The organism is Phytopseudomonas punonensis (assembly GCF_900142655.1).
In the GTDB taxonomy this organism is placed as follows: Bacteria; Pseudomonadota; Gammaproteobacteria; order Pseudomonadales; family Pseudomonadaceae; genus Aquipseudomonas; species Aquipseudomonas punonensis.
Genome location: NZ_FRBQ01000015.1, coordinates 12,444 through 37,330, shown reverse-complemented (window position 1 = coordinate 37,330; position 24,887 = coordinate 12,444). Strand labels below are relative to the sequence as shown.

At 62.7% G+C, this 24,887-nt stretch carries 26 protein-coding genes; 14 read left to right on the top strand and 12 right to left on the bottom strand.

What is annotated here, in order from left to right; all coding sequences use genetic code 11:
- Nucleotides 1-5: 5 nt before the first annotated feature.
- Together BUC40_RS22095 and BUC40_RS22090 are read right to left on the bottom strand one after the other, a co-directional pair.
- A complete protein-coding gene (locus BUC40_RS22095) occupies nucleotides 6-326 on the bottom strand; it encodes an AtuA-related protein (RefSeq protein WP_073268919.1) in 321 nt (106 codons plus the stop codon).
- Nucleotides 326-1,672, bottom strand: coding sequence for an acyclic terpene utilization AtuA family protein (locus tag BUC40_RS22090; RefSeq protein ID WP_073268917.1), 1,347 nt, complete (start codon nucleotides 1,670-1,672; stop codon nucleotides 326-328). The genes BUC40_RS22095 and BUC40_RS22090 overlap by 1 nt, the downstream gene beginning before the upstream one ends.
- A gap of 107 nt (nucleotides 1,673-1,779) precedes the next feature.
- Here BUC40_RS22090 and BUC40_RS22085 point away from each other — a divergent pair, with 107 nt between their 5' ends.
- The 3 genes from BUC40_RS22085 (at nucleotide 1,780) to rimI (ending at nucleotide 4,199) form a co-directional block, all read left to right on the top strand.
- Nucleotides 1,780-2,673 (top strand): LysR family transcriptional regulator, encoded by an 894-nt coding sequence (locus BUC40_RS22085; protein ID WP_073268915.1) that lies wholly within the window; start codon nucleotides 1,780-1,782, stop codon nucleotides 2,671-2,673.
- A 267-nt stretch (nucleotides 2,674-2,940) separates the two neighbouring features.
- The gene (locus BUC40_RS22080; RefSeq protein ID WP_139272229.1) at nucleotides 2,941-3,750 is read left to right on the top strand and encodes an energy transducer TonB; all 810 of its coding nucleotides are present in this window, start codon (nucleotides 2,941-2,943) and stop codon (nucleotides 3,748-3,750) included.
- The gene (gene rimI / locus BUC40_RS22075; protein ID WP_073268913.1) at nucleotides 3,747-4,199 is read left to right on the top strand and encodes a ribosomal protein S18-alanine N-acetyltransferase; all 453 of its coding nucleotides are present in this window, start codon (nucleotides 3,747-3,749) and stop codon (nucleotides 4,197-4,199) included. Before BUC40_RS22080 ends, rimI begins: the two co-directional genes overlap by 4 nt.
- Before the next feature lies 1 nt (nucleotide 4,200).
- Here the strand turns inward: rimI and BUC40_RS22070 are convergent, their stop codons facing one another.
- Nucleotides 4,201-4,446 (bottom strand): hypothetical protein, encoded by a 246-nt coding sequence (locus BUC40_RS22070; RefSeq protein ID WP_073268911.1) that lies wholly within the window; start codon nucleotides 4,444-4,446, stop codon nucleotides 4,201-4,203.
- Nucleotides 4,447-4,621: 175 nt separating this feature from the next.
- On the opposite strand from BUC40_RS22070, the gene can reads away from it, so the two are divergent.
- Both can and BUC40_RS22060 read left to right on the top strand, forming a co-directional pair.
- Nucleotides 4,622-5,263 carry a carbonate dehydratase gene (gene can, locus BUC40_RS22065; protein WP_073268909.1) on the top strand — a complete coding sequence of 214 codons (642 nt, stop codon included), beginning with the start codon at nucleotides 4,622-4,624 and terminating at the stop codon, nucleotides 5,261-5,263.
- Between the two features lie 2 nt (nucleotides 5,264-5,265).
- Nucleotides 5,266-6,186, top strand: a complete 921-nt coding sequence (locus tag BUC40_RS22060; RefSeq protein ID WP_083593678.1) for a DMT family transporter — start codon at nucleotides 5,266-5,268, stop codon at nucleotides 6,184-6,186.
- A gap of 58 nt (nucleotides 6,187-6,244) precedes the next feature.
- Here the strand turns inward: BUC40_RS22060 and BUC40_RS22055 are convergent, their stop codons facing one another.
- On the bottom strand, nucleotides 6,245-7,165 hold the full coding sequence (locus BUC40_RS22055; protein ID WP_167369192.1) for an ABC transporter substrate-binding protein: 921 nt from the start codon (nucleotides 7,163-7,165) through the stop codon (nucleotides 6,245-6,247).
- 409 nt (nucleotides 7,166-7,574) lie between these two features.
- Between BUC40_RS22055 and BUC40_RS22050 the strand changes: the two genes are divergently transcribed.
- Complete coding sequence (locus BUC40_RS22050; RefSeq protein WP_073268942.1) at nucleotides 7,575-8,264, top strand: hypothetical protein; 690 nt, start codon at nucleotides 7,575-7,577, stop codon at nucleotides 8,262-8,264.
- Nucleotides 8,265-8,516: 252 nt separating this feature from the next.
- Here BUC40_RS22050 and BUC40_RS22045 read toward each other — a convergent pair whose 3' ends face one another.
- A complete protein-coding gene (locus BUC40_RS22045; RefSeq protein WP_073268905.1) occupies nucleotides 8,517-8,858 on the bottom strand; it encodes a zinc ribbon domain-containing protein YjdM in 342 nt (113 codons plus the stop codon).
- A gap of 75 nt (nucleotides 8,859-8,933) precedes the next feature.
- Nucleotides 8,934-9,338: a RidA family protein gene (locus BUC40_RS22040; RefSeq protein WP_073268903.1), complete on the bottom strand. Its 405-nt coding sequence runs from the start codon at nucleotides 9,336-9,338 to the stop codon at nucleotides 8,934-8,936.
- 222 nt (nucleotides 9,339-9,560) lie between these two features.
- Here BUC40_RS22040 and BUC40_RS22035 point away from each other — a divergent pair, with 222 nt between their 5' ends.
- The gene (locus tag BUC40_RS22035) at nucleotides 9,561-10,454 is read left to right on the top strand and encodes a YihY/virulence factor BrkB family protein (protein ID WP_073268901.1); all 894 of its coding nucleotides are present in this window, start codon (nucleotides 9,561-9,563) and stop codon (nucleotides 10,452-10,454) included.
- Here the strand turns inward: BUC40_RS22035 and BUC40_RS22030 are convergent.
- From BUC40_RS22030 to BUC40_RS22020, 3 genes are all read right to left on the bottom strand, one after another.
- The gene (locus BUC40_RS22030; RefSeq protein ID WP_073268899.1) at nucleotides 10,447-10,917 is read right to left on the bottom strand and encodes an LEA/WHy family protein; all 471 of its coding nucleotides are present in this window, start codon (nucleotides 10,915-10,917) and stop codon (nucleotides 10,447-10,449) included. The two genes, BUC40_RS22035 and BUC40_RS22030, sit on opposite strands and share 8 nt — an antisense overlap.
- A gap of 56 nt (nucleotides 10,918-10,973) precedes the next feature.
- On the bottom strand, nucleotides 10,974-11,825 hold the full coding sequence (locus BUC40_RS22025; RefSeq protein ID WP_073268897.1) for a DMT family transporter: 852 nt from the start codon (nucleotides 11,823-11,825) through the stop codon (nucleotides 10,974-10,976).
- A gap of 303 nt (nucleotides 11,826-12,128) precedes the next feature.
- Nucleotides 12,129-12,761, bottom strand: a complete 633-nt coding sequence (locus BUC40_RS22020) for a TetR family transcriptional regulator (RefSeq protein WP_073268895.1) — start codon at nucleotides 12,759-12,761, stop codon at nucleotides 12,129-12,131.
- Between the two features lie 207 nt (nucleotides 12,762-12,968).
- Between BUC40_RS22020 and BUC40_RS22015 the strand changes: the two genes are divergently transcribed.
- The 3 genes from BUC40_RS22015 to BUC40_RS22005 are packed head-to-tail and all read left to right on the top strand — an operon-like array spanning nucleotide 12,969 to nucleotide 18,717.
- Complete coding sequence (locus tag BUC40_RS22015; RefSeq protein WP_073268893.1) at nucleotides 12,969-14,111, top strand: efflux RND transporter periplasmic adaptor subunit; 1,143 nt, start codon at nucleotides 12,969-12,971, stop codon at nucleotides 14,109-14,111.
- Between the two features lie 14 nt (nucleotides 14,112-14,125).
- On the top strand, nucleotides 14,126-17,269 hold the full coding sequence (locus BUC40_RS22010; RefSeq protein WP_073268891.1) for an efflux RND transporter permease subunit: 3,144 nt from the start codon (nucleotides 14,126-14,128) through the stop codon (nucleotides 17,267-17,269).
- Nucleotides 17,266-18,717, top strand: a complete 1,452-nt coding sequence (locus tag BUC40_RS22005; protein WP_073268889.1) for an AdeC/AdeK/OprM family multidrug efflux complex outer membrane factor — start codon at nucleotides 17,266-17,268, stop codon at nucleotides 18,715-18,717. Before BUC40_RS22010 ends, BUC40_RS22005 begins: the two co-directional genes overlap by 4 nt.
- A gap of 66 nt (nucleotides 18,718-18,783) precedes the next feature.
- Here the strand turns inward: BUC40_RS22005 and BUC40_RS22000 are convergent, their stop codons facing one another.
- The 3 genes from BUC40_RS22000 to BUC40_RS21990 form a co-directional block, all read right to left on the bottom strand.
- Complete coding sequence (locus BUC40_RS22000; RefSeq protein ID WP_073268887.1) at nucleotides 18,784-19,443, bottom strand: DedA family protein; 660 nt, start codon at nucleotides 19,441-19,443, stop codon at nucleotides 18,784-18,786.
- A 213-nt stretch (nucleotides 19,444-19,656) separates the two neighbouring features.
- The gene (locus BUC40_RS21995; protein ID WP_073268885.1) at nucleotides 19,657-20,106 is read right to left on the bottom strand and encodes a hypothetical protein; all 450 of its coding nucleotides are present in this window, start codon (nucleotides 20,104-20,106) and stop codon (nucleotides 19,657-19,659) included.
- A 118-nt stretch (nucleotides 20,107-20,224) separates the two neighbouring features.
- Nucleotides 20,225-20,587 (bottom strand): RcnB family protein, encoded by a 363-nt coding sequence (locus BUC40_RS21990; RefSeq protein WP_073268883.1) that lies wholly within the window; start codon nucleotides 20,585-20,587, stop codon nucleotides 20,225-20,227.
- Nucleotides 20,588-20,797: 210 nt separating this feature from the next.
- Between BUC40_RS21990 and BUC40_RS21985 the strand changes: the two genes are divergently transcribed.
- From BUC40_RS21985 to BUC40_RS21970, 4 genes are all read left to right on the top strand, one after another.
- Nucleotides 20,798-21,187 (top strand): DUF3592 domain-containing protein, encoded by a 390-nt coding sequence (locus tag BUC40_RS21985; protein WP_073268881.1) that lies wholly within the window; start codon nucleotides 20,798-20,800, stop codon nucleotides 21,185-21,187.
- A gap of 181 nt (nucleotides 21,188-21,368) precedes the next feature.
- Complete coding sequence (locus tag BUC40_RS21980; protein ID WP_073268879.1) at nucleotides 21,369-21,932, top strand: putative antibiotic biosynthesis monooxygenase; 564 nt, start codon at nucleotides 21,369-21,371, stop codon at nucleotides 21,930-21,932.
- A gap of 34 nt (nucleotides 21,933-21,966) precedes the next feature.
- Nucleotides 21,967-22,785 carry an alpha/beta fold hydrolase gene (locus tag BUC40_RS21975; RefSeq protein WP_073268877.1) on the top strand — a complete coding sequence of 273 codons (819 nt, stop codon included), beginning with the start codon at nucleotides 21,967-21,969 and terminating at the stop codon, nucleotides 22,783-22,785.
- 18 nt (nucleotides 22,786-22,803) lie between these two features.
- Nucleotides 22,804-24,774 carry an amidohydrolase gene (locus BUC40_RS21970; protein WP_073268875.1) on the top strand — a complete coding sequence of 657 codons (1,971 nt, stop codon included), beginning with the start codon at nucleotides 22,804-22,806 and terminating at the stop codon, nucleotides 24,772-24,774.
- Nucleotides 24,775-24,887: the final 113 nt, after the last annotated feature.

Below are 24,887 nucleotides of genomic sequence, written 5' to 3'. Positions count from 1 at the left end.
TGAGTTCAGGAGGGCGCAGGCAACCTCAGGTCGAGCAGCGCATAGCTCAGGCTCTTGCCGTGACGGTCGATGCCGGGGCTGGCATTCACACCACCCTCCAGGGCGTTTTCCACCACGAAGTTGAGGCCGCCCAGGTTCGGCAGCTCGAAGCGGCGCACCGTGCCGATGCGGCGGTGGGCCAGGCAGCCCGCCACCCGTTCGACGGTCAGCTCGCGGGCCAGCCAGGCATAGTGCGCGGCGTCATAGGCGAACACCGCCACGCTGAGAATGTTGCCCTTGTCGCCGGCACGGGCGTGGGCGTAGTCGCACAGCAGAACGTCGCTCATCAGAACCACTCCACCTGTTGCTGCACCGCGGTGCGGGGAATGAAGAAACTCGCCGTGCCGATGGATTCGGTGAGGTGCCGGCGCACGCCGCCGCCGCCCGCCGGGCCGTTGGTGTAGAGCGATTCGGCGTCGAGCAGCAGGTTTTCCAGCAGCGCCTTGTCACGGTCGACGAAACTGATGCGCAGGCGCACGTCCTGCGGGTCCGATGCGCTGGCGAGGCGCTGCTGCAGCCAGTCGCCGCGGGCGTCGTTGAACAGGCTGGCGACGCCGATCAGGTCGACCCACGGCGTCAGCTGCGGCGCCATGCGGGCGCAGCGCTGCAGCAGAACGTCGCGGGCGAGGGCGGCGCGGGCCAGAGCGCCAGGCCCGGCGTAGGATATTTCCGCCTCGGCGAACCAGTTGCCGCGCAAACCCACCAGTCCCTTGAGCTCGGCGGGGTGCGGATGACCGCATATGCCTTCGATCTCAACTAGGTCAGGGCCGGCCTGGCGAACCCGCGCGTTGCTCAGGTCCATGGTCACATCAGGCGTCAGGTAGGCGGCTGGGTCATGTACTTCATAGAGCAACTGTTCCTTGACCGTGCGCTCGGTGACGCAGCCACCGGTGCCGGCGGCTTTGCCGATGGTCACGCGGCCATCGGCCTCGATAGTGGCGATCGGGCAGCCGACATTGGCCAGGTCCGGCACATCCTTGAGGCCGGGGTGGGCGAAGTAGCCGCCGCTGACCTGGGTGCAGCATTCGAGCAGGTGGCCTACCACGGTGGCCAGGGCGATGCGGTCCCAGTCCTCGGGCTGCCAGCCGAAGGCGTGGCGCAGCGGGCCGACCGCCAGGCTGGGATCGGCGACGCGGCCACAGAGCACGATATCGGCGCCTTCATCCAGCGCCTGCACGATGCCGTCGGCGCCGGTGTAAACGTTGACCGACACCACCTCGCCGTCGAGCGATTCGGGCAGCCAGCGTTGCAGGGCGCCGCGGGACTCGAGCAGGTCGTCACCAAGTACGCAGGCGATGCGTGCAGTTGAGAAACGCCCAGCTTGCAGCTGCTGGCGCAGGCGCCGGGCTGCAGCGCTGGGGTTGGCCGCGCCGCCGTTGGTGATGATCGGGATGCCGGCGCTCAGGCAGGTTTCCAGCACTGGTTCGAGGAAGTCGAACAGCCGTGTGGCGTAGCCGCTGTCAGGATTGGCCAGACGGCGCAGTTGCGCTTCGGCCAGCGTGCGTTCGGCGAGCAGTTCGAAGAACAGGAAACGCCGGCCGTCGCGGGCCGCGAGGTCATTGGCCAACGCCAGGGCGGCATCGGGCCGATCATTGGCGAAGCCTGCCCCGCAACCGATATGGACTGTTGTCATCGTTATGATCCAGGTCGAGGTCTGCGGTGAGCGTGCCGCGTCTGGATTTAGTTGTGAATTCGAAATGTGATATCAATTGATAAAACAATTCTATAAAAGCGCCCGCCATGGATATCAGCTTTCGCCAGCTTCAGGCCTTCGTGCTCATCGCCGAGCAGCGTAGCTTCAGCCGCGCCGCCGAGCAGATTCATCTCTCCCAGCCGGCACTGAGTTACAGCTTGCGCAAGCTGGAAGAGGCGCTGGGGCTGTCGCTGTTCGCGCGCAACACCCGCAGCGTGGAACTGACCGAAGCCGGAGTGCGCTTTCTGGAGCAGGCCCGCCGCCTGCTGCGCGACATGCACAACGCGGTGCACGACGCCCACGAGCAGTTGCACCTGCAGAGCGGCTCGCTGCGCATCGGCGTGTTGCCGTCGGTGGCCATCGAGCCGTTGCCGCGGGTGCTGGTCGATTATCGGCAGCGTTATCCGGGTATCGACATCAGCCTGCGCGATGGCCGTGCCGGCGAGATCCTTCAGTGGGTGAGCAACGCAGAAGTGGACTTCGCCATCACCTCGATGACCGATGAACCCGGCGTGCTGGACTTCCAGCCGCTCTACGACGACAGCCTGGTGTTGCTGGTGCGTGGGCTGAGCCGCTTGCGCGGCAAGAAGCTGCTCGCGGCTCTGCAGGATCTGGATTACGTGGCCACCACCCGTGACACCAGCCTGCGCACCATGGCCGATCAGACCCTGGCGCGCATGGGCCTGCTACGCGAGCCGGCCTTCGAGGTCGCCTATATGAGCAGTGCTGCTGCGTTGGCGCGAGCGGGACTGGGCTATGCGCTGTTGCCGGCGAGCGTGGCGGACACCTTCAATGGTGATGGCAGCCTTTCCGTGCACCCGTTGCCGATGGCGCCCGCCCGCGGCATTGGTGTTCTGCAGCGCAAACCCTGTTACCTGAGCCCGCCGGCCCAGGCGTTCGTCAGCTTGCTCAAGCAGCAGGCCGAAGCCAGTGGCCTCTAGGGTCTGTTCCCGTTTCACGCACGGCCGCGCTGGAGCCAGTTTTTGTGCGAGGCAAGGCACGAGATGCGAAGTTTGGCAGGTCAAATGAGCCATCGAGTAACGCCGCATCGCACAAAAAATGGCCCGGCCCTTCGGGTTACGCGGCAACGCGGCTCGCGCTGAAACGGGAACAGACCCTAGCCACGGCTGACGTTTGGGACTACCCGTGGCCGGCGATTCACGCGACAATCAGCGCCCTCGAAAATCGAAGTGCCGGGTACCTGACGTTTGAACACCGAGCTGCGCCGCCGCGCCTATCTGGATGCCATGCAAGTGGCCAGTTGGCTGCCCCGTGTCGAACTGCCGTTCGCGGCACCTTCGAGGCCTGAGCTGCTGGTTTCTTTCGAGCCAGAACCAGAGCCTGAAGTGGTCGTAGCGCCTCAAGTGCAGACCAAGGCGCCGGCAGCCGCGGCAGTGGTCGCGCCCGCGAGTAATGATGTGGTTCGTGAGCGGCCCCGCATCGAAGTACCCAAGCCCGGTTCTGCAGCCAAGGCCAGCGAGCCTACTGCGACTGTTGAAGTCAGTGCGCCGCCGCCCCGCGAGCGGCCGGCACCCCCGCCGCGTTTCGCCCTGCAACTATTGCGCGCCGGTAGCTGTGCGCTGTTGGTCGAGCTGCCGACCGGTGAGCCGTTCCAGAGTCGCGATCCCGCCTACCTGTTGCTCAAGGATCTGCTGCGCGCCGCCGGCTTGCCGGATGCCCCGCAGATCATTGGCGAGCCGGTACGTTGGCCGCTGCTGGTGCGCGGCAATATGGATCAGGGCCCGCAGGCAGCGCTGGATTTCGTGCAGAGTTTTATTGGCGCGCGGCTGGAAGAGCAGGAGCCCTGTGTCTGCTTGTGGCTGATCGGCCTGCCGGCCATTCGCTTCGCCGGTGACGCCGATGCAGAGGCTTACAATCGCGAACTGCAGGTCGAGGAACTGGGCGCTGCCTGGGCGTTGCCGGGCCTGGAGCTGCTGATGGATGAACCGGAGCGCAAGAGCGACTTGTGGCACGCCATGCAGCGCGTTCGTCGGCGCTGGCTGGAGGCTTCGGCATGAGTGATGCGATCACTTTCCGCAGGGCCACCGAGGCGGATCTCGATGCGGTGCTGAAGATCGAATACGCCGCCTTCAGCCACCCGTGGACGCGCGGCATTTTTCTCGACAGCCTGAAATCCTACGAAGTCTGGCTGATGTTCGAAGGCAGCCAGCAGGTCGGTCACGGGGTGATCAACGTGATCATCGATGAGGCGCACCTGCTCAACATCACCGTCAAACCGGAAAGCCAGGGTCGTGGCCTGGGCCTGCGCCTGCTCGAACATCTCATGGAGCGTGCCGCGCAACTCAAGGCCGGAGAGTGCTTTCTCGAAGTACGCTCCAGCAACCAGGCGGCGTACCGGCTGTACGAGCGTTACGGTTTCAACGAGATCGGCCGCCGGCGCGATTACTACCCAGCGCCTGGCGGCCGTGAAGACGCGCTGGTGATGGCCTGCACGCTGGTGGAGTGAACTAGCGGCGCATGCTGCGCCGGCGCTCTTCGCGTTCCTCGTCAACCAGGCTCAAATCGTATTTATCCAGAAGCTCCTCAGGTCGCTCGTCGCGCTGCTGATCTCCAGGCGATTGCGCGGGCTTTTCGCGGCTGTTGTTGTCCACCGCTCTCGGTTTCAAGGGCTCTACCACATCGCGCAGAATGGGCGGCTCGGCGGGGTTTTCTGGCGCCGGTTGGCTACTGGCATGTGGTTGCTTGTCAGTCATGACGAACTCCGATCTGTCGATGGCTATACGCAATGGGACGGCCGCAAGGTCTGAAAAATTCAGCGTTTAAGCCATCGCCCGGCAAATCCATGGGCTTGGTCAGGGGCAAATCGCCTTGTCAAAAAGGCCAGTGCATCCGTATGGTGCGCATCGACCTTTCTCGGGAGCCGCCGGCATGAGCGATCTCAAGCACCTGTTCGACAACAATGAGCGCTGGGCAGAAAACATTACCAGGAACGACCCGGACTTCTTCCCGCGCCTGGCTCGCCAGCAGACGCCCGAGTACCTGTGGATCGGTTGTTCGGATGCTCGTGTGCCGGCCAATGACATCGTCGGCCTGCTGCCCGGCGAGCTGTTCGTGCACCGCAATGTGGCCAACGTGGTGCTGCATACCGATCTCAATTGCCTGTCGGTCATCCAGTACGCCGTCGACGTGCTCAAGGTCAAACACATCCTCGTCACCGGCCACTACGGCTGTGGCGGCGTACGCGCGGCCATGCACGATGAGCAGTTCGGCCTGATCGATGGCTGGCTGCGCAATATTCGCGACCTCTACTACGAACAGCATGCGCAGCTGGCTGCGCTGGCAGACGAGGAGGCGCGGGTCGATCGCCTCTGCGAGCTGAACGTGATGAAGCAGGTGGGCAACGTCAGCCGTACCAGCATCGTTCAGAACGCCTGGCACCGCGGCCAGCCGTTGTCGGTGCATGGCTGCATCTACGGGCTCAAGGATGGCCGTTGGAAGGACCTCGACGTCACCGTCACGGGTGCCGAGCAGCTACCCGAGCAGTACCGCCTGCGCCCACCACAGGCATGAGCATGGGTAAACCTTCGCGTCAGCTGGCGATTGCCGGTGTACTTGTGGCGGTGCTGTGCTGGGCCGGCAATGCTCTGGTGGCCCGCGCCTTCGCCGGCGAGATTCCTCCTTTCGCGCTGGCCTTCTGGCGTTGGAGCCTGGCACTGATCCTTATCCTGCCGTTCGTGGCACTGCCACTGTGGCGTCATCGTGCGGCGGTTCGCCATGCCAGCTGGCGCCTGGTGGTGATCGCGGCATTCGGTATCGCCGGCTACAACACCTTTCTGTACAGCGCGGCGCAAACCACTGCGGCGATCAACATCACCCTGGTCAACACCTGCATTCCGCTTATGACTTTCATCTTCGCCGGGTTGCTGCTGGGTGCTTGGCCCGCGCGGCGCGCTTGGTGGGGCATGGCGCTGGCGGTGCTTGGCTTGCTGGTGCTGATCTGTCGCGGAGACTGGCAGACCGTGGCACGCATGGAGTTCAACCGCGGCGACCTGATCATGCTGCTGGCGGTGCTCGATTGGGCGCTCTATACCGTGCTGCTCAGGCGCTGGGCTGCGTACCTGGCGCCAATTCCGCCGCTGGCGCTGCTCGGTATGTTCATGCTGCTGGGCGTGCCGATGATACTGCCGCTGTATCTCTATGAGCTCTCCACTGGCGCGCAACTGCTGGCGACGCCGGCGAACCTGGCGGCCATCGCCTACACCGCGGTGTTCGCTTCGCTCGTCGCTTACCTGGGTTGGAACAATGGCGTGAAGGTACTCGGCGCTTCGACCGCAGCGATGGGCAACTACCTGATGCCGGTGTTCACCGCGATTCTGGGCTGGATTCTGCTCGGCGAGGCGCTGCAGCTATTCCACTGGTTCGGCGGCGCGATGATCTTTGCCGGCCTGCTGCTGGCGACCCTGCCAAGCCGCTCGCAGCGCGCGGCGGCCTGAAACGATCAGGGCACCTGCCTGACATTGCCTGAGAAACGCCCTCGTAAGAGGGCGTTTTTTATCGGCTATAGGCTGCCAGCACCTGATCAATCTGCAGATCCACACTCTTTAGGCCTCCGCCGGACAGATACCACAGGGCAGGATCCAGGTAGACGACCTGTTTGGCTTGGGCCGCTGGCGTGCGCGCCAGTGGCGAGTCGGCCAGGGTGGTGACATCGAGCGGCGTGGCGCCAATGGCCGCGCTGCGGTCGATGATGAAGATTACGTCAGGCCGGGCCGCGGCGATGGCATCGGCGTCCAAGGGCAGTGGGCGTTGGCGAGGTGTGCCTGCGGGCTGCGGCGCTGGCAAAGGCAGGGCGCGTGGCGCCTGTAGCAGGGAGTAGATCAGCGCATGCTCGGTCGGCGCAAAGCGGCCCTCGTTGTGGGTCAGCACCAGAGTGCGCTGGCCTGATGCGGCGACCTGTTGCCGGGCTTTTTCGGCCTTGCTCTGCAGGGCGCTCAGCGCCTGTTGCGCTTCGGCGGATTTGTCGACCAGTTGGCCGAGCAACCTGGCGTTGTTGGCAACGCCTGCGAAGTAATCATCGCCGGTGATGCCAATATCCAGCGTCGGCGCCAGTGCTTGCAGGGCCTGGCGGCTTTCGCTCTGACGCCCGGTGATCAGGATCAGGTCCGGTTTTAGCGCCGCGATGGCATCGATATCCGGGGTCTTCATGTTGCCGGCGTCCTGCGTTCGACCGACCTTGTCTGCCAGGTAGGGCGGTACGTTACCGGGTACGGCCAGCACTCGCTCGCCGGCGCCAAGGACGATCAGGCTGTCGTAGCTGCCATAGTCGAAGGTGACTATCCGCTGGGGATCATGGGCGATTTCGGCCTGCTGGCCCGCCTGCGTAACCTTGAGGGTAGCGGGGCGTTGCTGGCCATCGTGGCTGCAGCCAGCCGTTGCCAATGCCAGAAGTGTAAATAGTGCGGCCTTCTTCACCTGATCGAGCTCCTTGGGATGGCGGTTCGCAGCTGGGTGCTGCAATCCTGAGGGCCAGGCAACATAGCATTCAAAGTTGATCGAGAAGCTTTCTCAACGGGTAAACTTTGCAAACCTCCGGCTGCAGCCATTTGCCCACCGGCGATGTAGGGCTAATTTCCCATGCCGGAAAACTTTACGGGACCCATGGAGGTCTACCCCGTTGGCTGGCGGCATTGTTGAACCGATGGCGCCATAACGGGCATGTAGGCAATTCAGTTGCTAGGGTTATGCCGTCTGCAGAAGGATAAGTTGTGAGTTAATGGATTACTCGCACGTCTCCCTAACTCGAAAAAATGCATCCGTGCACAGGCTGACGGCCCTCTATCCGTCACTTCGTGGTGCCTGCTGGCGCGTCACGTTGCTGGTGATGTTGGTCGTCGGGTTGAGCGGCTGCATACGCAATCAGGCCAATGGCGCCTTCTCCAGCAACAGCATGGCGGCCAGCCCTGGCGAGTTGTTCCAGACCCATTCTGATCGCATGGCCACCATCGGCATGCGCAACAACCTCAACAGCCTTTATCGCCTGATGGACAAGCTTTACCAGCGCAACCCGCGTGAGTGGCACAAGACCGGCCTGGCCAGCCGCGATGTGGCGCGACTGGCCGTGCAGCAGGCAATCGAGCAGGGCAGGCCGCCGCCAGCGCTGGCTGGCCGGCAGGACATCGTCGCCCTCAGCTATGCGTTGAGCCCGGAATTCGAGGGGGATCGGGTCGGCGCCTTCATCTACGCCATCGGCAGCATGGTGATCACCGCTCACGGCGGGCGCACCCAGTTCTACATCACCGACACCATCGACGCGCAGTTCGTGCACAACGCCGCGCGCAACATCGAGAAAGCCACCTGGCTGCTGGCCACGCGCCGCGACGCTCAGGGCAACCCGCTGCTGTTATCCAACGAGTTGTCCGAGAATGGGCGCAACCTGAGTTTTGCCGTGGAGTTCGGCAAGATTGTCGCCCGTCTGGATTACCTGAGCGATGTGCTCGACGAGCGCTACCGGCGTATCGGCGTGAACTACGCCCATAGCCTGCTGTTTCTGAATTTCCTGCCGGTGCAGTAGGCGCCCGCTGACGAGCGCCATCGCCTTGGAATCTATTCACGAGGTTTCGGCACGATCTCAGCGCTTTGGCGGCAAAAAGGCGGAGGCGGACATGCGGCGCTTCTGCTTTTGTGGGAGGGGCTTTAGCCGCGAGCCCTTTGCGCCTAGATAGGCACAATCGCGGCTAAAGCCGCTCCCACGCGGTTGCTAAAAGTCCGCTTCGGCCTTGTCACAGCCTTTTTAATGTCGCCCAAAAAGATCGTGAACAGACTCTCACACCTTGCGAACGAACTCGGACTTGAGCTTCATAGCGCCAATACCATCGATCTTGCAATCGATGTCGTGGTCGCCGTCGACCAGGCGGATGCCCTTGACCTTGGTGCCGACCTTGACCACCAGCGAAGAGCCCTTGACCTTGAGGTCCTTGATCACGGTGATGGTGTCGCCGTCCTGCAGCACATTACCAACCGAATCCTTGATCACTTTGGCGTCGTCGCTCGCAGCTTCGCTGGCGGTGGCCGACCATTCGTGGGCGCATTCCGGGCACACCAATTGGGTGCCGTCTTCATAGGTGTATTCGGAGTTGCAGGCAGGGCAGGGTGGCAGCGTGCTCACGGGGTATCCTTCTGAGGCCGTGGATAAAAAGGCCGCAGATTATATAGGGTTTTACACGCCGCCGGGGATTGTGGCTCAGGCATCCGGCAGCAAGGCCTCGGCTTCGATCTCGATCAGCCACTCGGGCTCCGACAGCCCGGTGACCACCACCCAGGAGGTTGCTGGCGGCTGATCGGGAAAGAAGCTGCGCAGCGCATCGACGATATGCGCCTGCTCGTCACGGGCCTGGGCGGCGATGTAGATACGCAGCATCAGCACGTGTTGCAGGCTGCCGCCAGCTGCTTCGAGAATCCTGCGTACGTTGTACAGTGCGGCGTGGGTTTGGGTGGCCAGGTCGCTGCCTACCAGGCGTTCGTGCTCATCCACGCCAACCTGCCCAGACAGGTGAATACGCCGCCCGCCCTGACTGATCACCGCCTGGCTGAAACCGTATTGGAGGGTATTGAAGACTGAATCGGGGTTGAGTGTTTGCCTGTGCATCGATGCGTCCTTGATCAAAAACAGCAGGCCAGTCTAGCGTTGCGCCTGTGCCGATCCAGCCCAAGACTGTTGCCAGTTGTGCAGGGCAGGTGCGGATAACCCGAACTCATGGCGGCTTCGCTGCCTCCAAACGAGTGTGGTGTTCGCCTAATGACGAGCGCCGCGTCAGCCGACGATTTTCAGGGTGTGTATCAACGCCCCGTCATAGCCAGTGGAGGCGCTATGTTTTTCCCCCAATTGCCGGGTGTCAGCCTGTTCCAGGTGATGAAGAAAACGGTCACCGACTTCATCGAGGATGAGCTGCCCACCTATGCCTCTGCCCTGGCCTTCCAGATGTTCTTCTCGTTGTTTCCCTTTCTGCTGTTTCTGGTGGCGCTGATCAGCCTGCTGGACATGCAGCCGTTCTTCGACTGGCTGCGCCAGCAGGCTGAGCTGCTGCTGCCGCTTTCCACAGTGGAATTGGTCAATCCAGTGATCGATCAACTGCAGACGCAAAAGGCCGGTCTGTTCTCGATTGGTATCGTGGTCGCCTTGTGGACCGCTTCGTCGGCCGTACGCTCGACCATGGATGCGATGAACAAGGCCTACGGTGTGAAAGAGGGGCGCAAACCCTGGAAGCGCATTCCGCTGTCGCTGCTGTACACCATCGGTATCGCTGCGGCGCTGCTGACTGCCGCCGCACTGATGGTGCTCGGCCCGCAGGTAATGAACTGGCTGGCGCATCAGCTTGGCATTGAGCAGATCGTGGTTACCCTGTGGAATTTGCTGCGCCTGCCGGTGGCGGTGTTTCTGCTGATGATCGTGGTGGCAGTGGTCTATTACGTGGCGCCGGATGTCGAGCAGCGTTTCCGCTTCATCACACCAGGCTCGGTACTGGCGGTGGTGGTGTGGATTGCCGCCTCGGTCGGCTTCGCCTATTACGCGCAGAACTTTGCCAACTATAACGCCACCTACGGCAGCATCGGCGCGATCATCATTTTCCTGCTTTACCTGCACATTTCCTGTGCGGTGCTGCTGTTTGGCGCCGAGCTCAATGCCGTTATCGAGCATTTCTCGCAAGAGGGCAAAGAGCCAGGCGACAAGGAAATTCGCCCGGAGAACGAGCCCACTACCTGACCGCTGGCTGCTCTGGTGGCCAGGTCAACTGGCCGCTATCGCTGAAGCGGCGGGTGCCGAACAGGCCGTCGGCGAGCTTGCCGTGCAGTTGATAGGGCAGGCTCTGCCCCAGCTGATGACTGCTGGCGCCCCAGGCCTGGCGAAATACCGAATAGGCAGAAATGGTCACCGGCACGCTGACCACCGTTTCGCCAAAGCGCGGCACTCTGCCGCTTTGATCGCTGACACCACGCGCCAATGGCTGGTCGTTGATATCCAGAGCAAGCGACACGCCGTTGAAGTCGATGGCGTTTTCGTTGGGGTTCTGCACCCGCAACTTCACGGCGAAGCGCATTTCCAGGCCTTCGGATGGCAGCGGCTCGAGACCGACCAGGTCGATATGCAGTGGATCACGCGGCGCCCAAGAGGCGCAGCCGGCCAGGGTGGCGATCAGCAGCAGGGCAAGCAGGTGGCGCAGGCGCATGACAATTCTCCGGTAGCTGAATCCTGCAGTTGTGACCGCACCTGGCTGCGTTCGGCTCAAGCCTTGGCGCGCTGTTTGGCCATCAGCACCAGTGCGATGCCGCCCAGAACGGCCAGTGAGCTCAGAGTCAGTCGCATGCTCAGTGCTTCGCCCAGCAGTAAAGCGCCGGCCAATGCCGTGATGATCGGTACGCTCAGTTGCACGGTGGCCGCCTGAATGGCTTTCAGCTCGGTGATAGCTGTGTACCAGATGGCGTAGCCCAGGCCAGAAGCCAATGCGCCGGACGCCAAGGCGTAGAGCACGCCGTGCAGATCCCAACTCGCGCTGTACAGCAGGGCCAGGCTGAGCAGCGTGGTCACCGGCACGCTGCGCACGAAGTTGCCGGCCGTCGCAGCCAACGCATCACCAGCAGTGCGACCCAGCAACGAGTAGGTGCCCCAGGCGACGCCGGCGATCAGCATCAACAGCGCGCTGCCAGCAGAGGGGGCGCTGGTGCCAGGCAGCAGCAGGACCAGCAAACCTGTAAAGGCCAGCAGCAAGCCGGCAAGGCTCATCGGCCTTGGTCGCTCACCCTGGCTCCAGCCAAACAGCAGCATGCAGATCTGCACGGCGCCGAACAGCAGCAACGCACCAACGCCCGCATCGAGGCTTACATACGCGAAGGAAAACGCGGCGGCATAGATGAACAGTGCTGCTGCACCGCTCCAACTGCCCGCCATTCTCTTCGCACCCGAGCCGTGGCGCAGGCGCAGCAGCAGAGCCAGCATCAGTGCGCCGCTGAGCAGGCGCAGGCTGGTGAAGGTAGCGGGGTCGATCTGGGTGGTTTTCAGGGCCAGGCGGCATAGCAGCGAATTGCCGGCGAAGGCCAGCATGGCGATAGCGGTGAGAAGCAGCGTACGTGCTGACATGGCCATCCTCTTGTGCAGGTCTGGCAGTGGGTCGAGCTCAGCCGCAGGCGGCTCGCTTATGGCTTTCAGAGGATATAAGCACGGCAGAGGAGGGCTTGGTATCAGCGCAAGGTCTTAGGACCTGTTCAAAGTCTACTGCGCGTCGGCACTGCTGCGTTAAGAAACAGGCTGGATTGCCAGCCCAGTCGGACTGCTCATTTACAGCTCGTAAACTCCGCGTCCTCGCCTGTTTCGTGGGGCCGCCTAGGCCTTGCATTGCTCTAGCTCGCGAGACTTTGAACAGGGTCTTAGCCGAGGGGCGCGTCAGATCGTGCGCAGTGCCTTGCTATGGAGCATGTCGATCAGCGCCTCGATCATCGCATGGGCATGAGCGCCAAGGTCATAGGCCTCGGGCTTGAGCAGCCAGTGGGCTTGCAGGCCGTCCAGGTAAGCGTGCATGCAGATCGCCGCGCGCTGGCAGTCGAGGTCGGCCGGCAATTGGCCGCGGTTCACGGCATTACGTAATGTTCTGGCAATGCGTTGGTCGCATTCTTGCTGGAACGCCTGCATCTGCTGGCGCAGGCCGCCAGCCTCGGAGCTGTATTCGCATTTGTACTGCAGAATCTCGCCGACGCGCCGGTACTCGTCGTTGGCGTGCATGCGTTGCAGGAGCTGTACCAGCAGTTGGCGCATGTTGCCCAATGGATCCGGTTCGTCCTCGCTCTCGCAGGCACGGGCCAGTTCTTCCTGGGGCAGCAGGCGACGGTCGAGCATGGCCTGGAATACGTCGACCTTGTTCTGGAAGTGCCAATAGATGGCGCCGCGGGTTACGCCAGCGGCAGCAGCGATGTCAGCCAGCGAGGTGGCGGATACGCCATTGGCGTAGAACACCCGCTCGGCGGCATCGAGAATCTGCGCCCGGGTTTCTTCGGCTTCCTCTTTGGTGCGTCTTGCCATGTCGAGCAGTTACCACGCGCTTAAATAGTGGATAAAAAAACGGGTTGGCGGTCACAAACAGGCCCGCAGTGTCACACCAAAAAGATCCGTTTACAAACATTCTCGAATGTAAGTATATTTGCGCTCTAATTCCCAGTGCTCGCCTCGGCTATCTGCCAGGTACCGCTCCCTGCGGCTCGAATCACTTAAGACATGAGGTTCTTTCAGATGCAGAAGAAGCCAGCCTTCGCCGCTATGGTTTCCGCTATCGCTCTGGCCACGCTGACGCTTGCTGGCTGCGGCGACAAGGCTGCTCCGCCACCACGCCCGGCGCCGACTGTCGGCATCGTTACGCTGCAGGCCGAGCCCTACACGCTGACCACCGAGCTGCCCGGCAGAACCGCTGCCTTCCGTGTCGCTGAAGTGCGACCGCAGGTCAACGGCATCATCCAGAAGCGCCTGTTCAAGGAAGGTTCTGAGGTCAAAGCCGGTCAGCAGCTGTATCAGATCGATTCCTCTGTTTATGAAGCCGCAGCCAAGAGTGCGGAGGCGACCCTGGCATCGGCCAAGTCGCTGTCCGAGCGCTACAAGAGCCTGGTTTCCGATCAGGCTGTGAGCCGTCAGGCCTATGACGAAGCCCAGGCTGCACGCCTGCAGGCCGAAGCCGCTTTGGAACAGGCGCGCATCAACGTGCGTTACACCAAGGTGCTGGCGCCTATCGCCGGCCGCGTTGGTCGCTCTGTCGTCACTGAAGGCGCGCTGGTCAGCAACGGCCAGACCACCGCCATGGCGACCATTCAGCAACTCGATCCCATCTATGTAGACGTAACTCAGCCGACCAAGGATCTGCTGCGCCTGCGCCGCGAATTGGAAAGCGGCCAACTGCAGAAGGCCAGCGACACCGCTGCCAAGGTGCAGCTGCGTCTGGAAGACGGCAGCACCTACGAGCACGAAGGCACCCTGGAGTTCTCCGAAGTGTCGGTCGACGAAGGCACCGGCTCGGTGACCCTGCGCGCTGTGTTCCCCAACCCGGATCACAACCTGCTGCCTGGCATGTTTGTGCATGCGCGCCTTGCCGCTGGTGTGAATCAGCAGGCCATCCTCGCACCGCAACAAGGCGTGACGCGTAACGCCAAAGGTGAGCCGACCGCGCTGGTGGTCAACGAGGAGAACAAGGTCGAGCTGCGCCAGATCAAGGCCGAGCGTACTGCCGGCAACCGCTGGCTGGTGCTCGATGGCCTGAAGGCCGGCGACAAGCTGATCACCGAAGGCCTGCAGTTCGTGCAGCCCGGTGCCGAGGTGAAAACCACCGAAGCGAAGAACGTAGCCGAGCCGAAACCGGCCTCTGCTGACCAGGCTGAAACCCGCTAAGGAGCGATTACACGATGTCGAATTTCTTCATCGACAGGCCGATTTTCGCCTGGGTGATCGCCTTGGTGATCATGCTGGCCGGCGGTCTGTCCATCCTCAAACTGCCGGTCAATCAGTACCCGAGCATCGCTGCGCCTGCCGTGAGCATCCAGGTCAACTACCCGGGTGCCTCCGCGCAAACCGTGCAGGACACCGTGGTACAGGTGATCGAGCAGCAAATGAACGGTATCGATGGGCTGCGCTATATCAGCTCGGCGAGCAACTCCGATGGCAGCATGGAGATCACCGTTACCTTCAACCAGGGCACCAACCCGGATATCGCCCAGGTTCAGGTACAGAACAAGCTGCAGCTGGCCACGCCGCTGTTGCCCCAGGAAGTCCAGCAGCAAGGCCTGCGCGTTACCAAGGCGGTGAAGAACTTCCTCTTGGTGATCGGCGTGGTGTCCACTGACGGCAGCATGACCAACCAGGATCTGTCCAACTACATCGTCGCCAACATGCAGGATCCGATTTCCCGGACCCCCGGTGTCGGTGACTTCCAGGTGTTCGGTGCCCAGTACGCCATGCGTATCTGGCTCGACCCGGCCAAGCTCAACAACTTCCAGCTGACCCCGGTCGATGTGCGTACCGCCGTACAGGCGCAGAACGTGCAGATTTCCTCCGGCCAGTTCGGCGGCTTGCCTGCCGGCCCCGGCCAGCAGCTCAACGCCACCATCATCGGCAAGACTCGCCTGCAGACGCCGCAGCAGTTCCGCGACATTCTGCTCAAGGTCAATCGTGACGGCTCTCAGGTACGCCTCGGTGATGTCGCCAAGGTCGAGCTGGGCGGCGAGAACTACAATATTCGTGCGCAGTTCAACGGTAACGCCGCATCTGGTCTGGCGATCAAGCTGGCCAGCGGTGCCAATGCCCTGGATACCGCCAAAGCGATCCGCGCCACCATCGACCAGCTCAAGCCATTCTTCCCGGCTGGTATGGAAGTGGTGATGCCGTATGACTCCACGCCAGTGGTTCAGGAATCGATCCACGGCGTGGTCATGACCCTGATCGAAGCCTTCGTGCTGGTCTTCCTGGTCATGTACCTGTTCCTGCAGAACTTCCGCGCCACACTGATTCCCACCCTGGCCGTGCCAGTGGTGCTGCTCGGTACGTTCGGGATCCTGGCGGTGTTCGGTTACAGCATTAACACCCTGACCATGTTCGCCATGATTCTGGCCATAGGCCTGTTGGTGGACGACGCCATCGTGGTGGTGGAAAACGTCGAGCGGGTGATGCGCGAAGAGGGGCTGTCGCCGCTCGAAGCAACGCGCAAATCCATGGGCCAGATCCAGGGCGCGTTGGTGGGCATCGGCGTGGTGCTGTCGGCGGTATTGCTGCCGATGGCCTTCTTCGGAGGCTCGGTGGGCGTCATCTACCGGCAGTTCTCGATCACCATCGTTTCGGCCATGGTGCTCTCGGTAATTCTCGCCCTGATCTTCACCCCTGCGCTGTGCGCCACAATGCTCAAACCGATCGCCAAGGGCGATCATCACGAGAAAGGCGGCTTCTTCGGCTGGTTCAACCGCACCTTCGAGCGTAGCGTCAATAGCTACGAGCGCGGCGTGCGTGGCGTGGTAAAGCGCAAGGCACCGTTCCTGATCATTTATGCGGTGATCGTCGCGATTGCCGGCTGGCTGTTCACCCTGATCCCGTCGGCGTTCCTGCCCGAGGAAGACCAGGGCGTACTGTTTGCCCAGGTGCAGACGCCATCGGGCTCCAGCGCTGCGCGTACCCAGGCGGTCGTCGACGATATGCGCAAGTACCTGCTCGAAGACGAGAAGGACGTGGTCAACTCGGTGTTTACCGTGACCGGCTTCAACTTCGCCGGCCGGGGTCAGAGCTCGGGTATGGCGTTCATCATGCTCAAACCGTGGTCTGAGCGTACCGCTGCCGGTACCAGTGTTGCCGAGTTGGCGCAGCGCGCCCAGGGCCGTTTCTTCGGTGGTGAATTCCGCGACGCGATGGTCTTCGCCTTCGCCCCGCCAGCGGTCATGGAACTGGGTAACGCCACCGGTTTCAACCTGTTCCTGCAGGACCGTGCTGGCGTCGGCCAGGCTACCTTGAACGAAGCCCGTGACAAATTCCTCAAGTTGGCCAACCAGAGCCCGGTACTGAGCAGCGTGCGCGCCAACGGTCTGCTCGACGAGCCGCAGTACAAGCTGCTGATCGACGATGAGAAGGTGCGCACCCTGGGTGTGTCCCTGGCGGATTTGAACAGCACCCTGCAGATCGCCTGGGGCGGCAGCTATGTCAACGACTTCATCGACAAGGGCCGTGTCAAGAAGGTCTATCTGCAGGGGCAAAGCGACTCGCGGATGAACCCCGAAGACCTGAGCAAATGGCACGTGCGCAACGACCAGGGCCAGATGGTTCCGTTCAGCGCCTTTGCCACCGGTGAGTGGACTTACGGTTCGCCCAAGCTGTCGCGCTACAACGGTGTGAGCGCCATCGAGATTCTCGGTGCGCCGGCGCCGGGCCACAGCTCGGGTGAGGCGATGGCCGAGGTCGAGCGGATTGCCGCCGAGCTGCCGCAAGGCATCGGCTATGACTGGACAGGGCAGTCCTACGAGGAGCGTCTGGCGGGTTCGCAAACCCTGGCACTCTATGCACTGTCATTGCTGGTGGTGTTCCTCTGTCTGGCTGCGCTCTACGAGAGCTGGTCGATTCCGTTCTCGGTGATCTTGGTCGTGCCGCTGGGTATCCTCGGGGCTCTGCTCTTTACCCTGGGTCGCGGGCTGTCCAACGATGTGTTCTTCCAGGTTGGCCTGATCACCACGATCGGTTTGTCGGCGCGTAACGCGATCCTCATCGTCGAGTTCGCCAAGTCGCTGCACGAGGCGGGCAAGAGCCATCTCGAGGCAGCGGTCGAGGCGTGCCGTATGCGTCTACGCCCGATCATCATGACCTCCCTGGCGTTCATCCTGGGGGTCGTGCCGCTGGCCATTTCCAGTGGTGCAGGCGCTGGTAGCAAGCACGCCATCGGTACCGGCGTGATTGGCGGCATGATCACCGCTGCGGTGCTGGCTATCTTCTGGATTCCGCTGTTCTATGTGGTCGTCAGCTCAATGTTCAAGGACAAGAGCGTTAAACAATCCAATGATGAGGAGGCGGTCCAGTGAGGCAGTCCCTGTTGTCTCTAGCCGTCGCGGGCATTGTGCTCAGCGGCTGCACCATGATCCCCGACTACAAGCGTCCTCAGGCGCCAGTCGAAAACGCCTGGCCACAAGGCAAAGCCTACGAGGGCAGCAACGTGCAGGGCACCACCGCCGCAGCCGACCTCGGCTGGCGCGAGTTCCTGCGTGACCCGGCGCTGCAGCGTTTGGTGGAAACCGCGTTGAACAACAACCGCGACCTGCGCGTCGCGGCGTTGAACGTCGATGCGTTCCAGGCTCAGTACCGCATTCAGCGTTCCGAGCTGTTCCCCAACATCTCGGCTGCTGGCAGCGGAACTCGCCAGCGCACCCCGGCCGACCTGTCGCAAACCGGCCGTTCCACGGTCGGCGGCCAGTACAGCGCCACCGTGGGCGTGAATGCCTGGGAAGTGGATTTCTTCGGGCGTCTGCGCAGCCTCAACGAGCAGACCCTGCAACAGTACTTCGCCACCGAAGAAGCACGACGCAGCACGCAGATCAGCCTGATCGCCAGTGTGGCCAACGCCTACCTGACGCTGCAGGCTGATGAAGCACTGCTCAAGCTGACCCGCGAAACCCTCGGCACTTACCAGCGCAGCCTGGAGCTGACCCAGCGCAGTTTCGATGTCGGCGTGACCGACGCCTTGTCGCTGAGCCAGGCGCGCACCGCGGTACAAACCGCCCAGGCCAACCTGGCGCAGTACACCCGCCAAGTCGCTCAGGATCGTAACGCCCTCGGCGTGCTGCTGGGCGGCCCGGTGCCGGCTGATCTGCCGCAGGGCGAAGGGCTGGATAAACAGCTGCTGGCCGAAGTGCCGGCCGGGCTGTCGTCCGACCTGCTGCAGCGCCGCCCTGACGTGCTGCGCGCCGAGCGCGAGCTGCTCGCTGCCAACGCCAGCATTGGCGCTGCGCGTGCCGCGTTCTTCCCGAGCATCAGTCTGACCGCCAACGCCGGCACCGCCAGCCGCCAGCTGTCGGGCCTGTTCGATGGAGGCTCGGGCACCTGGCTATTCCAGCCGCAGATCAACCTGCCGATTTTCACGGCCGGTCGCCTGCGCGCCAACCTCGACTACGCCGAGATCCAGAAGAACATTCAGGTGGCGAACTACGAGAAAGCGGTGCAAACCGCCTTCCAGGAAACCGCCGATGGTCTCGCCGCGCGTGGCACCTTCGAGGAGCAACTGCAGGCGCAGCGCAGCCTGGTGGAAACCTCCGAGAGTTACTACGACCTGGCCGACCGGCGTTTCCGTACCGGCGTGGACAGCTACCTGACCCTGCTCGACGCCCAGCGCCAGCTGTTCAGTGCCGAGCAACAGCTGATCACCGTGCGGTTGTCGCAGCTCACCAGCGAGATCAACCTGTACAAGGCGCTCGGTGGCGGCTGGAACGAACGTACCCAGACCGCACCTGCTCAGGCTGCTGCACCGCAGTCCTGATCGGCAGCGGCAAGGCAAAAGAAAGCCCCGGATTTCCGGGGCTTTTTCATATCTGCGAGGTAACCGTTAGGGCGTCTGCACGCGGGTCGAACTGCTCATCTTGTGGCGGATCAGCTGGATCACGCCCGGCAGGACCGACACCACGATGATGCCGATGATCAGGTAATGCAGGTTGCTCTGCACCGCCGGCAGGTTGCCGAAGAAATAGCCACCGTAGGTGAACAGCGTCACCCAGAGGATCGCACCGACCACGTTGTAGGCGGCGAAGTGGGCGTAGTTCATGCGACCCATGCCGGCAACGAAGGGCGCGAAGGTGCGCACGATCGGCACGAAGCGCGCCAGGATAATGGTCTTGCCGCCGTGGCGGGCATAGAACTGCTGGGTGATTTCCAGGTGGCGACGGCGAAAGATCTTCGAGTCTGGGTTGCGGAACAGCCACTGGCCCATGAAGCGGCCGATGGTGTAGTTCAGCGCGTCGCCGAGGATCGCTGCGGTGATCAGCAGCGCCACCAGCAAGTGCACGTTCATGGTGCCGTGCACGGCGATGGCACCGGCCACGAACAGCAGCGAATCACCGGGCAGGAACGGAGTGACCACCAGGCCGGTTTCGCAAAATATGATCAGGAACAGGATCGCGTAGATCCAGGTGCCGTATTCGGCGGTCAGGGCCGCCAGGTGCTGGTCGATATGCAGAATGAAATCGATAACCAGGTGAATGAATTCCATCAAAGGCTCCAACGATTGGGCAGCCCGGTGTCCGTTCGGGCGGGCTGTTTCGGGGCGGCATTATGCTCGCTATGGCGGGCAAAGGCGCGTGCTACAAGGTTCGGGCAGGCGTTTGAGCGTCAGTGCCGGCAAGCGTTCCATACCGAGAACGGCGCGCCGATGAAACGTGGGCGCTATCGGCGATTGCCGTGCGCGGGAGGATATTGCTAGAGGTTAGGGCTTCTGCCGAGAGGGAATATGCAGCTCGGTGGTTTGTGCTTCCTTGGCTTGCAGCGTCGACGGGTCGCGGCTGCTTATATCCTGCTGGGAGCGTTGCTTGGCGAGCGCGGCCATGCGTTCGGACCAGGCGAACTGCAGCTCGCGGTACTGCGGCGCTACCGCGGCACTATTGAGTCGTGCCTGCTCCTGCCAAAACTCCGCATCACCACGCCACCACGGGTCTTCACCGGGTGCCACAGGCTCGAATGGCGCGACCGGAACGGCCTTGGTGGCCGCCGCTGGTGCCAGCTTGATGGTGGTTGGCTCTTGCTGTTGCGGTGCGGGGTTGAGGCGAGCGAACAGATGAGCGCCCCCATAAGCCAGCGCGGCGCCAACGGCAACTGCAACGGCGCTGCGAGCGAACTCACTGCGCGGGCTTTTGGGTTTGCTGACTGAAGCTTTCATCATCCATCCCTAGAAGAGAAAGGGCCGACACGAGGCATGGCGGAACCTGCGTAGATGATAGCCACTTGCGTGGCGCCGTTGAGCTTTATTTACGTGTCGGTGTCGCGTGCTAGAGCAGTTACTTGGCCTTGATGATGCGCTGGATGGTGCCGGTGTTGTTGTTCAGCAACACATAGTCGGTACCAATCTTCACCCAGTGCTCATGTTCCTTGTCTTCCGGCTCCGGCAGGTTGTGCTTTTTCAGGTCCTTGATCGCGTAATCCTCGCGCCAGTACTTGTGCGGCGCCGGGGTGCCTTCCTTGAGATCACCGATGTGCATCGGGTCTTTGGCTTGCGGATCTTCCTGCTTCGGTTGCTGCTTGAGCACCTGGTCCTGATAGACCTTGCGGGCCGGCTCCTGCTCTGCGGGATCTGCCGCGTGGGCCAAGCCGCTGGCCAACAGGGCGCCGAACAAGATGCTGAGGGTAGGCGTGGTTTTCATGTGACTCTCCTTAATCCGTGTCCATATAGATGGACAGGGACAGGTTGCGGAAAACTCAACCTAAATTTTCGCCACCCTACCGGCCTGTCGATTTCTTATACCGCGTTGCTGATGACACTTCTGCACGCGCCGCCGAACGGCAGCTTTTTTCCATGAACCTTCAGGCTTTGCGCCGCCACTATCTATTCAGGTTCCCCAATCGAGTCAGTCATGCCTGTTTCCGTTTTTCTCGCCCTTGTGTTTGGTTGTGTCGGTGCCGTACTGATGGGCATCGGCTTGTCCAGGCGCCGTGCCAGCCGCAACTGGCTGTGCGCGCAGGGGCGCATCATCGCCAGCGACTGGGGGCTCAGCACGCCGAGCCGTTACCCGCGTTTCGAATGGCGCGACGCCGAAGGCAACCTGCACATGCACGAAAGCAGCATGAGCAGCTGGCGCCATTACCGAAAAGGCGACCCGGTGCCGGTACGCTACGATCCGGCGTTCCCCAAGCGCGCGGTGATCGATACGCCGGTGCAGCGTGGCGCCTCGTTCTTCTGGCTGGGCGTGCTGCTGTGCGGCATCGCCGGGCTGTTCCTGCTGGTCGAGCTGCTGCTCAACTAAGCCGCTCATCCTTCAGCCGCCTGGCAGGGCGGCTGCGACCATTGAGCACATACGTCCAATAAAGCCGCTCGACGCAGCGGCATAGTGGCTGCACGGTCGGATATAGCCACGAGCTTGCTGATCGTCACGCCGCAGGCCCTGGCCTTGCGGGCCGATTTCGCCGCCGGGACGTCCCTTCGATATGCCAACCATCGAGCCTAGTGAAGTGGTGACCCTGGTCATCCAGCACAAGATCCGTCCTGGCTGCCTGCCGGCCTACGAGGCCTGGCTCAAGCGCGCTCTGGCCGCTGCCGAGCAGCAGACCGGGCACCTGGGCGTCAATGTGATCCGTGCGGACGAGCAGGGCGACAGTTTCACCACCGTGCTGCGTTTCGCCCAAGGCTGGCAGCTTGACGAGTGGATCGCATCAGACCGCCGCCGCCTGCTGGTCGACGAAGTGTTACCGCTGCTCGAAGGCGGCGACCAGATTCAGGTCAGCCGCGATCACGAATTCTGGTTCACCCCCGAGCATGCCCAGGCGCCTCAGCCGCCGAAGTGGAAGCAGGCGGTGCTCACTTATCTGGTCATCTGCCCGCTGACCATGCTCATCCCGCAGTTGTGGCTACCCCTGTTCCAGCACTACCCAGCCCTGGGTGGGGTGGTGCCGAGCAACCTGCTGATCACCCTGTGCATCGTCGTGCCAGTGGTGTTCTGGATCATGCCGGTGGTCACCCGCTGTTGCGCGGGCTGGCTGAGCGCCCGTTGATTTTCCCCACCTTCCTACCCGAGAGGTTATTGCCATGAGCACTTTCACCACCCGTGACGGCACCGAGATCTACTTCAAGGATTGGGGCAGCGGCAAGCCCGTGCTGTTCAGCCATGGCTGGCCGCTGGACGCCGACATGTGGGAATACCAGATGCAGTACCTGAGCAGCCGTGGCTACCGCACCATCGCCTTCGACCGCCGTGGCTTCGGGCGCTCCAGCCAGCCGTGGACAGGCTATGACTACGACACCTTCGCCGATGACATCGCCCAGCTGATCGAACACCTCGACCTGCATGACGTGACCCTGGTCGGCTTTTCCATGGGCGGCGGCGACGTCAGCCGCTATATCGGCCGCCACGGCACCTCGCGGGTCGCCAAGCTGGCGCTGCTCGGCGCGGTCACGCCGATCTTCGGCAAGGCGGCGGACTTTCCCGAAGGCGTCGACGCTTCGGTATTCGCCGGTATCAAGGACGGCCTGCTCAAGGACCGTGCGCAGTTCATCGCGGACTTCGCCACACCGTTCTATGGCATCGACAAGGGCCACAAGATTTCTGACGGCGTGCTCACCCAGACGCTGAACATCGCCTTGCTGGCTTCGTTGAAAGGCACCGTGGATTGCGTGAGCGCGTTCTCGGAAACCGATTTCCGCGCCGACATGGCCAAGGTCGACGTGCCGACCCTGGTGATCCATGGCGACGGCGATTCCATCGTGCCGTTCGAAACCACCGGCAAGCTCGCCGCGCAGATGATCAAGGGCGCCGAGCTGAAAGTGTACGAAGGCGCGCCCCATGGCTTCGCCGTCACCCATCAGCAGCGTCTCAACGAAGACCTGCTGGCCTTCGTGTCCCGCTGATTACCGGAGTGCCCGGCCATGACCGATGACCCCAAAGATCCGAAACGCCGCCAGGTCGTCGCGGCCGGTGGCCTGCTCGGCGTGGCTGGCGCGCTGTGGTCCGCCTTACCTTTCGCCGGCGCTGCCGGTTACGCATTTGGAGCCAACATGAACGATGCAGACTTGATCCTGCTCAACGGCAAATTCCACACCGTCGACCCCGAGCGGCCACAGGCCACTGCCGTGGCGATCAAGGATGGTCGCTTCATCGCCGTAGGCAGCGATGCCGAAGCCATGGCCACCAAGGGCGCGGCCACCAAGGTCATCGACCTCAACAAGCGCACCGCCATTCCGGGCCTCAACGACTCCCACCTGCACCTGATTCGTGGTGGCCTAAACTACAACCTCGAGCTGCGCTGGGAAGGCGTGCCGTCGCTGGCTGATGCCCTGCGCATGCTCAAGGCCCAGGCCGACCGCACGCCCACCCCGCAGTGGGTGCGCGTGGTGGGTGGCTGGAACGAATTCCAGTTCGCCGAAAAACGCATGCCGACCCTGGCCGAGATCAACCAGGCGGCGCCGGATACGCCGGTGTTCCTGCTGCACTTGTATGACCGCGCCTTGCTCAACCGCGCCGCGTTGCGGGTGGTCGGCTACACCAAGGACACGCCCAACCCGCCCGGTGGCGAGATCCAGCGCGACAGCAACGGCGAGCCCACCGGCATGCTGATCGCCCGTCCCAACGCGATGATTCTCTACTCGACCCTGTCGAAAGGGCCGACGCTGCCGCTCGAATACCAGGTCAACTCGACCCGCCAGTTCATGCGCGAGCTCAATCGCCTGGGCCTGACCAGCGCCATCGACGCCGGCGGCGGTTACCAGAACTACCCGGACGACTACCAGGTGATCCAGCAACTGGCCGACAACGACCAGCTCACCGTGCGCATCGCCTACAACCTGTTCACCCAGAAGCCCAAGGAAGAACTCGCCGACTTCCAGCAATGGACCAAGACCGTCACCTACGGCCAGGGCACCGATTACCTGCGCCACAACGGCGCCGGCGAGATGCTGGCGTTCTCCGCCGCCGACTTCGAGGACTTCCTCGAGCCGCGCCCGGATCTGCCGCCGAACATGGAGGCCGACCTGGAACCGGTGGTGCGCCACCTGGTCGAGCACCGTTGGCCGTTCCGCCTGCACGCCACCTATGACGAATCCATCACGCGGATGCTCGATGTGTTCGAGAAGGTCAATCGCGACATCCCATTCAACGGCCTGCCGTGGTTCTTCGACCACGCCGAAACCATCACCCCGAAGAACATCGAGCGGGTCAGGGCGCTGGGCGGCGGTATCGCCATCCAGCACCGCATGGCGTTCCAGGGCGAATACTTCGTCGATCGCTACGGCAAGCAGGCGGCGGAAAGTACGCCGCCGATCAAGCGCATGCTTGCCGAAGGCGTGCCGGTCGGCGCCGGTACCGATGCCACCCGCGTGGCCAGCTACAACCCCTGGACCTCGCTGTATTGGCTGGTCAGCGGCAAGACCGTCGGTGGCACCGCGCTGTACCCGGAAGGCCTGTCCCGCGCCGTGGCGCTGCAGCTGTTCACCCAGGGCAGCGCCTGGTTCTCAAGCGAGCAGGGCAAGAAGGGGCAGATCAAGATTGGTCAGCTGGCGGACGTGGCGGTGCTTTCCCAGGATTACTTCAGTGTGTCCGAGGAAGCCATCAAGTACCTCGAGTCGGTGCTGACCGTGGTGGGCGGCAAGGTGGTTTACGGCGCCGATGAGTTCGACAAGTTCGGCACGCCGCCATTGCCGGTACTGCCCGAGTGGTCGCCAGTGGCCAAGGTGCCTGGCCACTGGAAGCCCGCCGTGCCGCTGCAGGCCGCCGTGCACCAGTGCATCGGCTCCTGTTCGGTACACGCCCACAGCCATGAGCGAGCGCGGCAGAGCAAGGTGCCGGTGAGTGATTACGCCGGCTTCTGGGGCGCGTTCGGGTGTTCGTGCTTCGCGTTCTGAGCCGTTTTTAGAGGGCTGAGGAACCGACGAGGAGCTTGAGAGCGACTGATTTCTGTGGGAGCGGGCCATGCCCGCGATTCGCGCGCATGGACTAGGCGTCCCGCACGCTCCCA

What these genes read in the sequence shown, in the direction of transcription:
- BUC40_RS22095 (WP_073268919.1), bottom strand. Translation starts at nt 326, where the DNA reads ATGAGCGACGTTCTGCTGTGCGACTACGCCCACGCCCGTGCCGGCGAC.
- BUC40_RS22090 (WP_073268917.1), bottom strand. Translation starts at nt 1,672, where the DNA reads ATGACAACAGTCCATATCGGTTGCGGGGCAGGCTTCGCCAATGATCGG.
- BUC40_RS22085 (WP_073268915.1), top strand. Translation starts at nt 1,780, where the DNA reads ATGGATATCAGCTTTCGCCAGCTTCAGGCCTTCGTGCTCATCGCCGAG.
- rimI (WP_073268913.1), top strand. Translation starts at nt 3,747, where the DNA reads ATGAGTGATGCGATCACTTTCCGCAGGGCCACCGAGGCGGATCTCGAT.
- BUC40_RS22070 (WP_073268911.1), bottom strand. Translation starts at nt 4,446, where the DNA reads ATGACTGACAAGCAACCACATGCCAGTAGCCAACCGGCGCCAGAAAAC.
- can (WP_073268909.1), top strand. Translation starts at nt 4,622, where the DNA reads ATGAGCGATCTCAAGCACCTGTTCGACAACAATGAGCGCTGGGCAGAA.
- BUC40_RS22060 (WP_083593678.1), top strand. Translation starts at nt 5,266, where the DNA reads ATGGGTAAACCTTCGCGTCAGCTGGCGATTGCCGGTGTACTTGTGGCG.
- BUC40_RS22050 (WP_073268942.1), top strand. Translation starts at nt 7,575, where the DNA reads ATGTTGGTCGTCGGGTTGAGCGGCTGCATACGCAATCAGGCCAATGGC.
- BUC40_RS22040 (WP_073268903.1), bottom strand. Translation starts at nt 9,338, where the DNA reads ATGCACAGGCAAACACTCAACCCCGATTCAGTCTTCAATACCCTCCAA.
- BUC40_RS22035 (WP_073268901.1), top strand. Translation starts at nt 9,561, where the DNA reads ATGTTTTTCCCCCAATTGCCGGGTGTCAGCCTGTTCCAGGTGATGAAG.
- BUC40_RS22030 (WP_073268899.1), bottom strand. Translation starts at nt 10,917, where the DNA reads ATGCGCCTGCGCCACCTGCTTGCCCTGCTGCTGATCGCCACCCTGGCC.
- BUC40_RS22025 (WP_073268897.1), bottom strand. Translation starts at nt 11,825, where the DNA reads ATGTCAGCACGTACGCTGCTTCTCACCGCTATCGCCATGCTGGCCTTC.
- BUC40_RS22020 (WP_073268895.1), bottom strand. Translation starts at nt 12,761, where the DNA reads ATGGCAAGACGCACCAAAGAGGAAGCCGAAGAAACCCGGGCGCAGATT.
- BUC40_RS22015 (WP_073268893.1), top strand. Translation starts at nt 12,969, where the DNA reads ATGCAGAAGAAGCCAGCCTTCGCCGCTATGGTTTCCGCTATCGCTCTG.
- BUC40_RS22010 (WP_073268891.1), top strand. Translation starts at nt 14,126, where the DNA reads ATGTCGAATTTCTTCATCGACAGGCCGATTTTCGCCTGGGTGATCGCC.
- BUC40_RS22000 (WP_073268887.1), bottom strand. Translation starts at nt 19,443, where the DNA reads ATGGAATTCATTCACCTGGTTATCGATTTCATTCTGCATATCGACCAG.
- BUC40_RS21995 (WP_073268885.1), bottom strand. Translation starts at nt 20,106, where the DNA reads ATGAAAGCTTCAGTCAGCAAACCCAAAAGCCCGCGCAGTGAGTTCGCT.
- BUC40_RS21990 (WP_073268883.1), bottom strand. Translation starts at nt 20,587, where the DNA reads ATGAAAACCACGCCTACCCTCAGCATCTTGTTCGGCGCCCTGTTGGCC.
- BUC40_RS21985 (WP_073268881.1), top strand. Translation starts at nt 20,798, where the DNA reads ATGCCTGTTTCCGTTTTTCTCGCCCTTGTGTTTGGTTGTGTCGGTGCC.
- BUC40_RS21980 (WP_073268879.1), top strand. Translation starts at nt 21,369, where the DNA reads ATGCCAACCATCGAGCCTAGTGAAGTGGTGACCCTGGTCATCCAGCAC.
- BUC40_RS21975 (WP_073268877.1), top strand. Translation starts at nt 21,967, where the DNA reads ATGAGCACTTTCACCACCCGTGACGGCACCGAGATCTACTTCAAGGAT.
- BUC40_RS21970 (WP_073268875.1), top strand. Translation starts at nt 22,804, where the DNA reads ATGACCGATGACCCCAAAGATCCGAAACGCCGCCAGGTCGTCGCGGCC.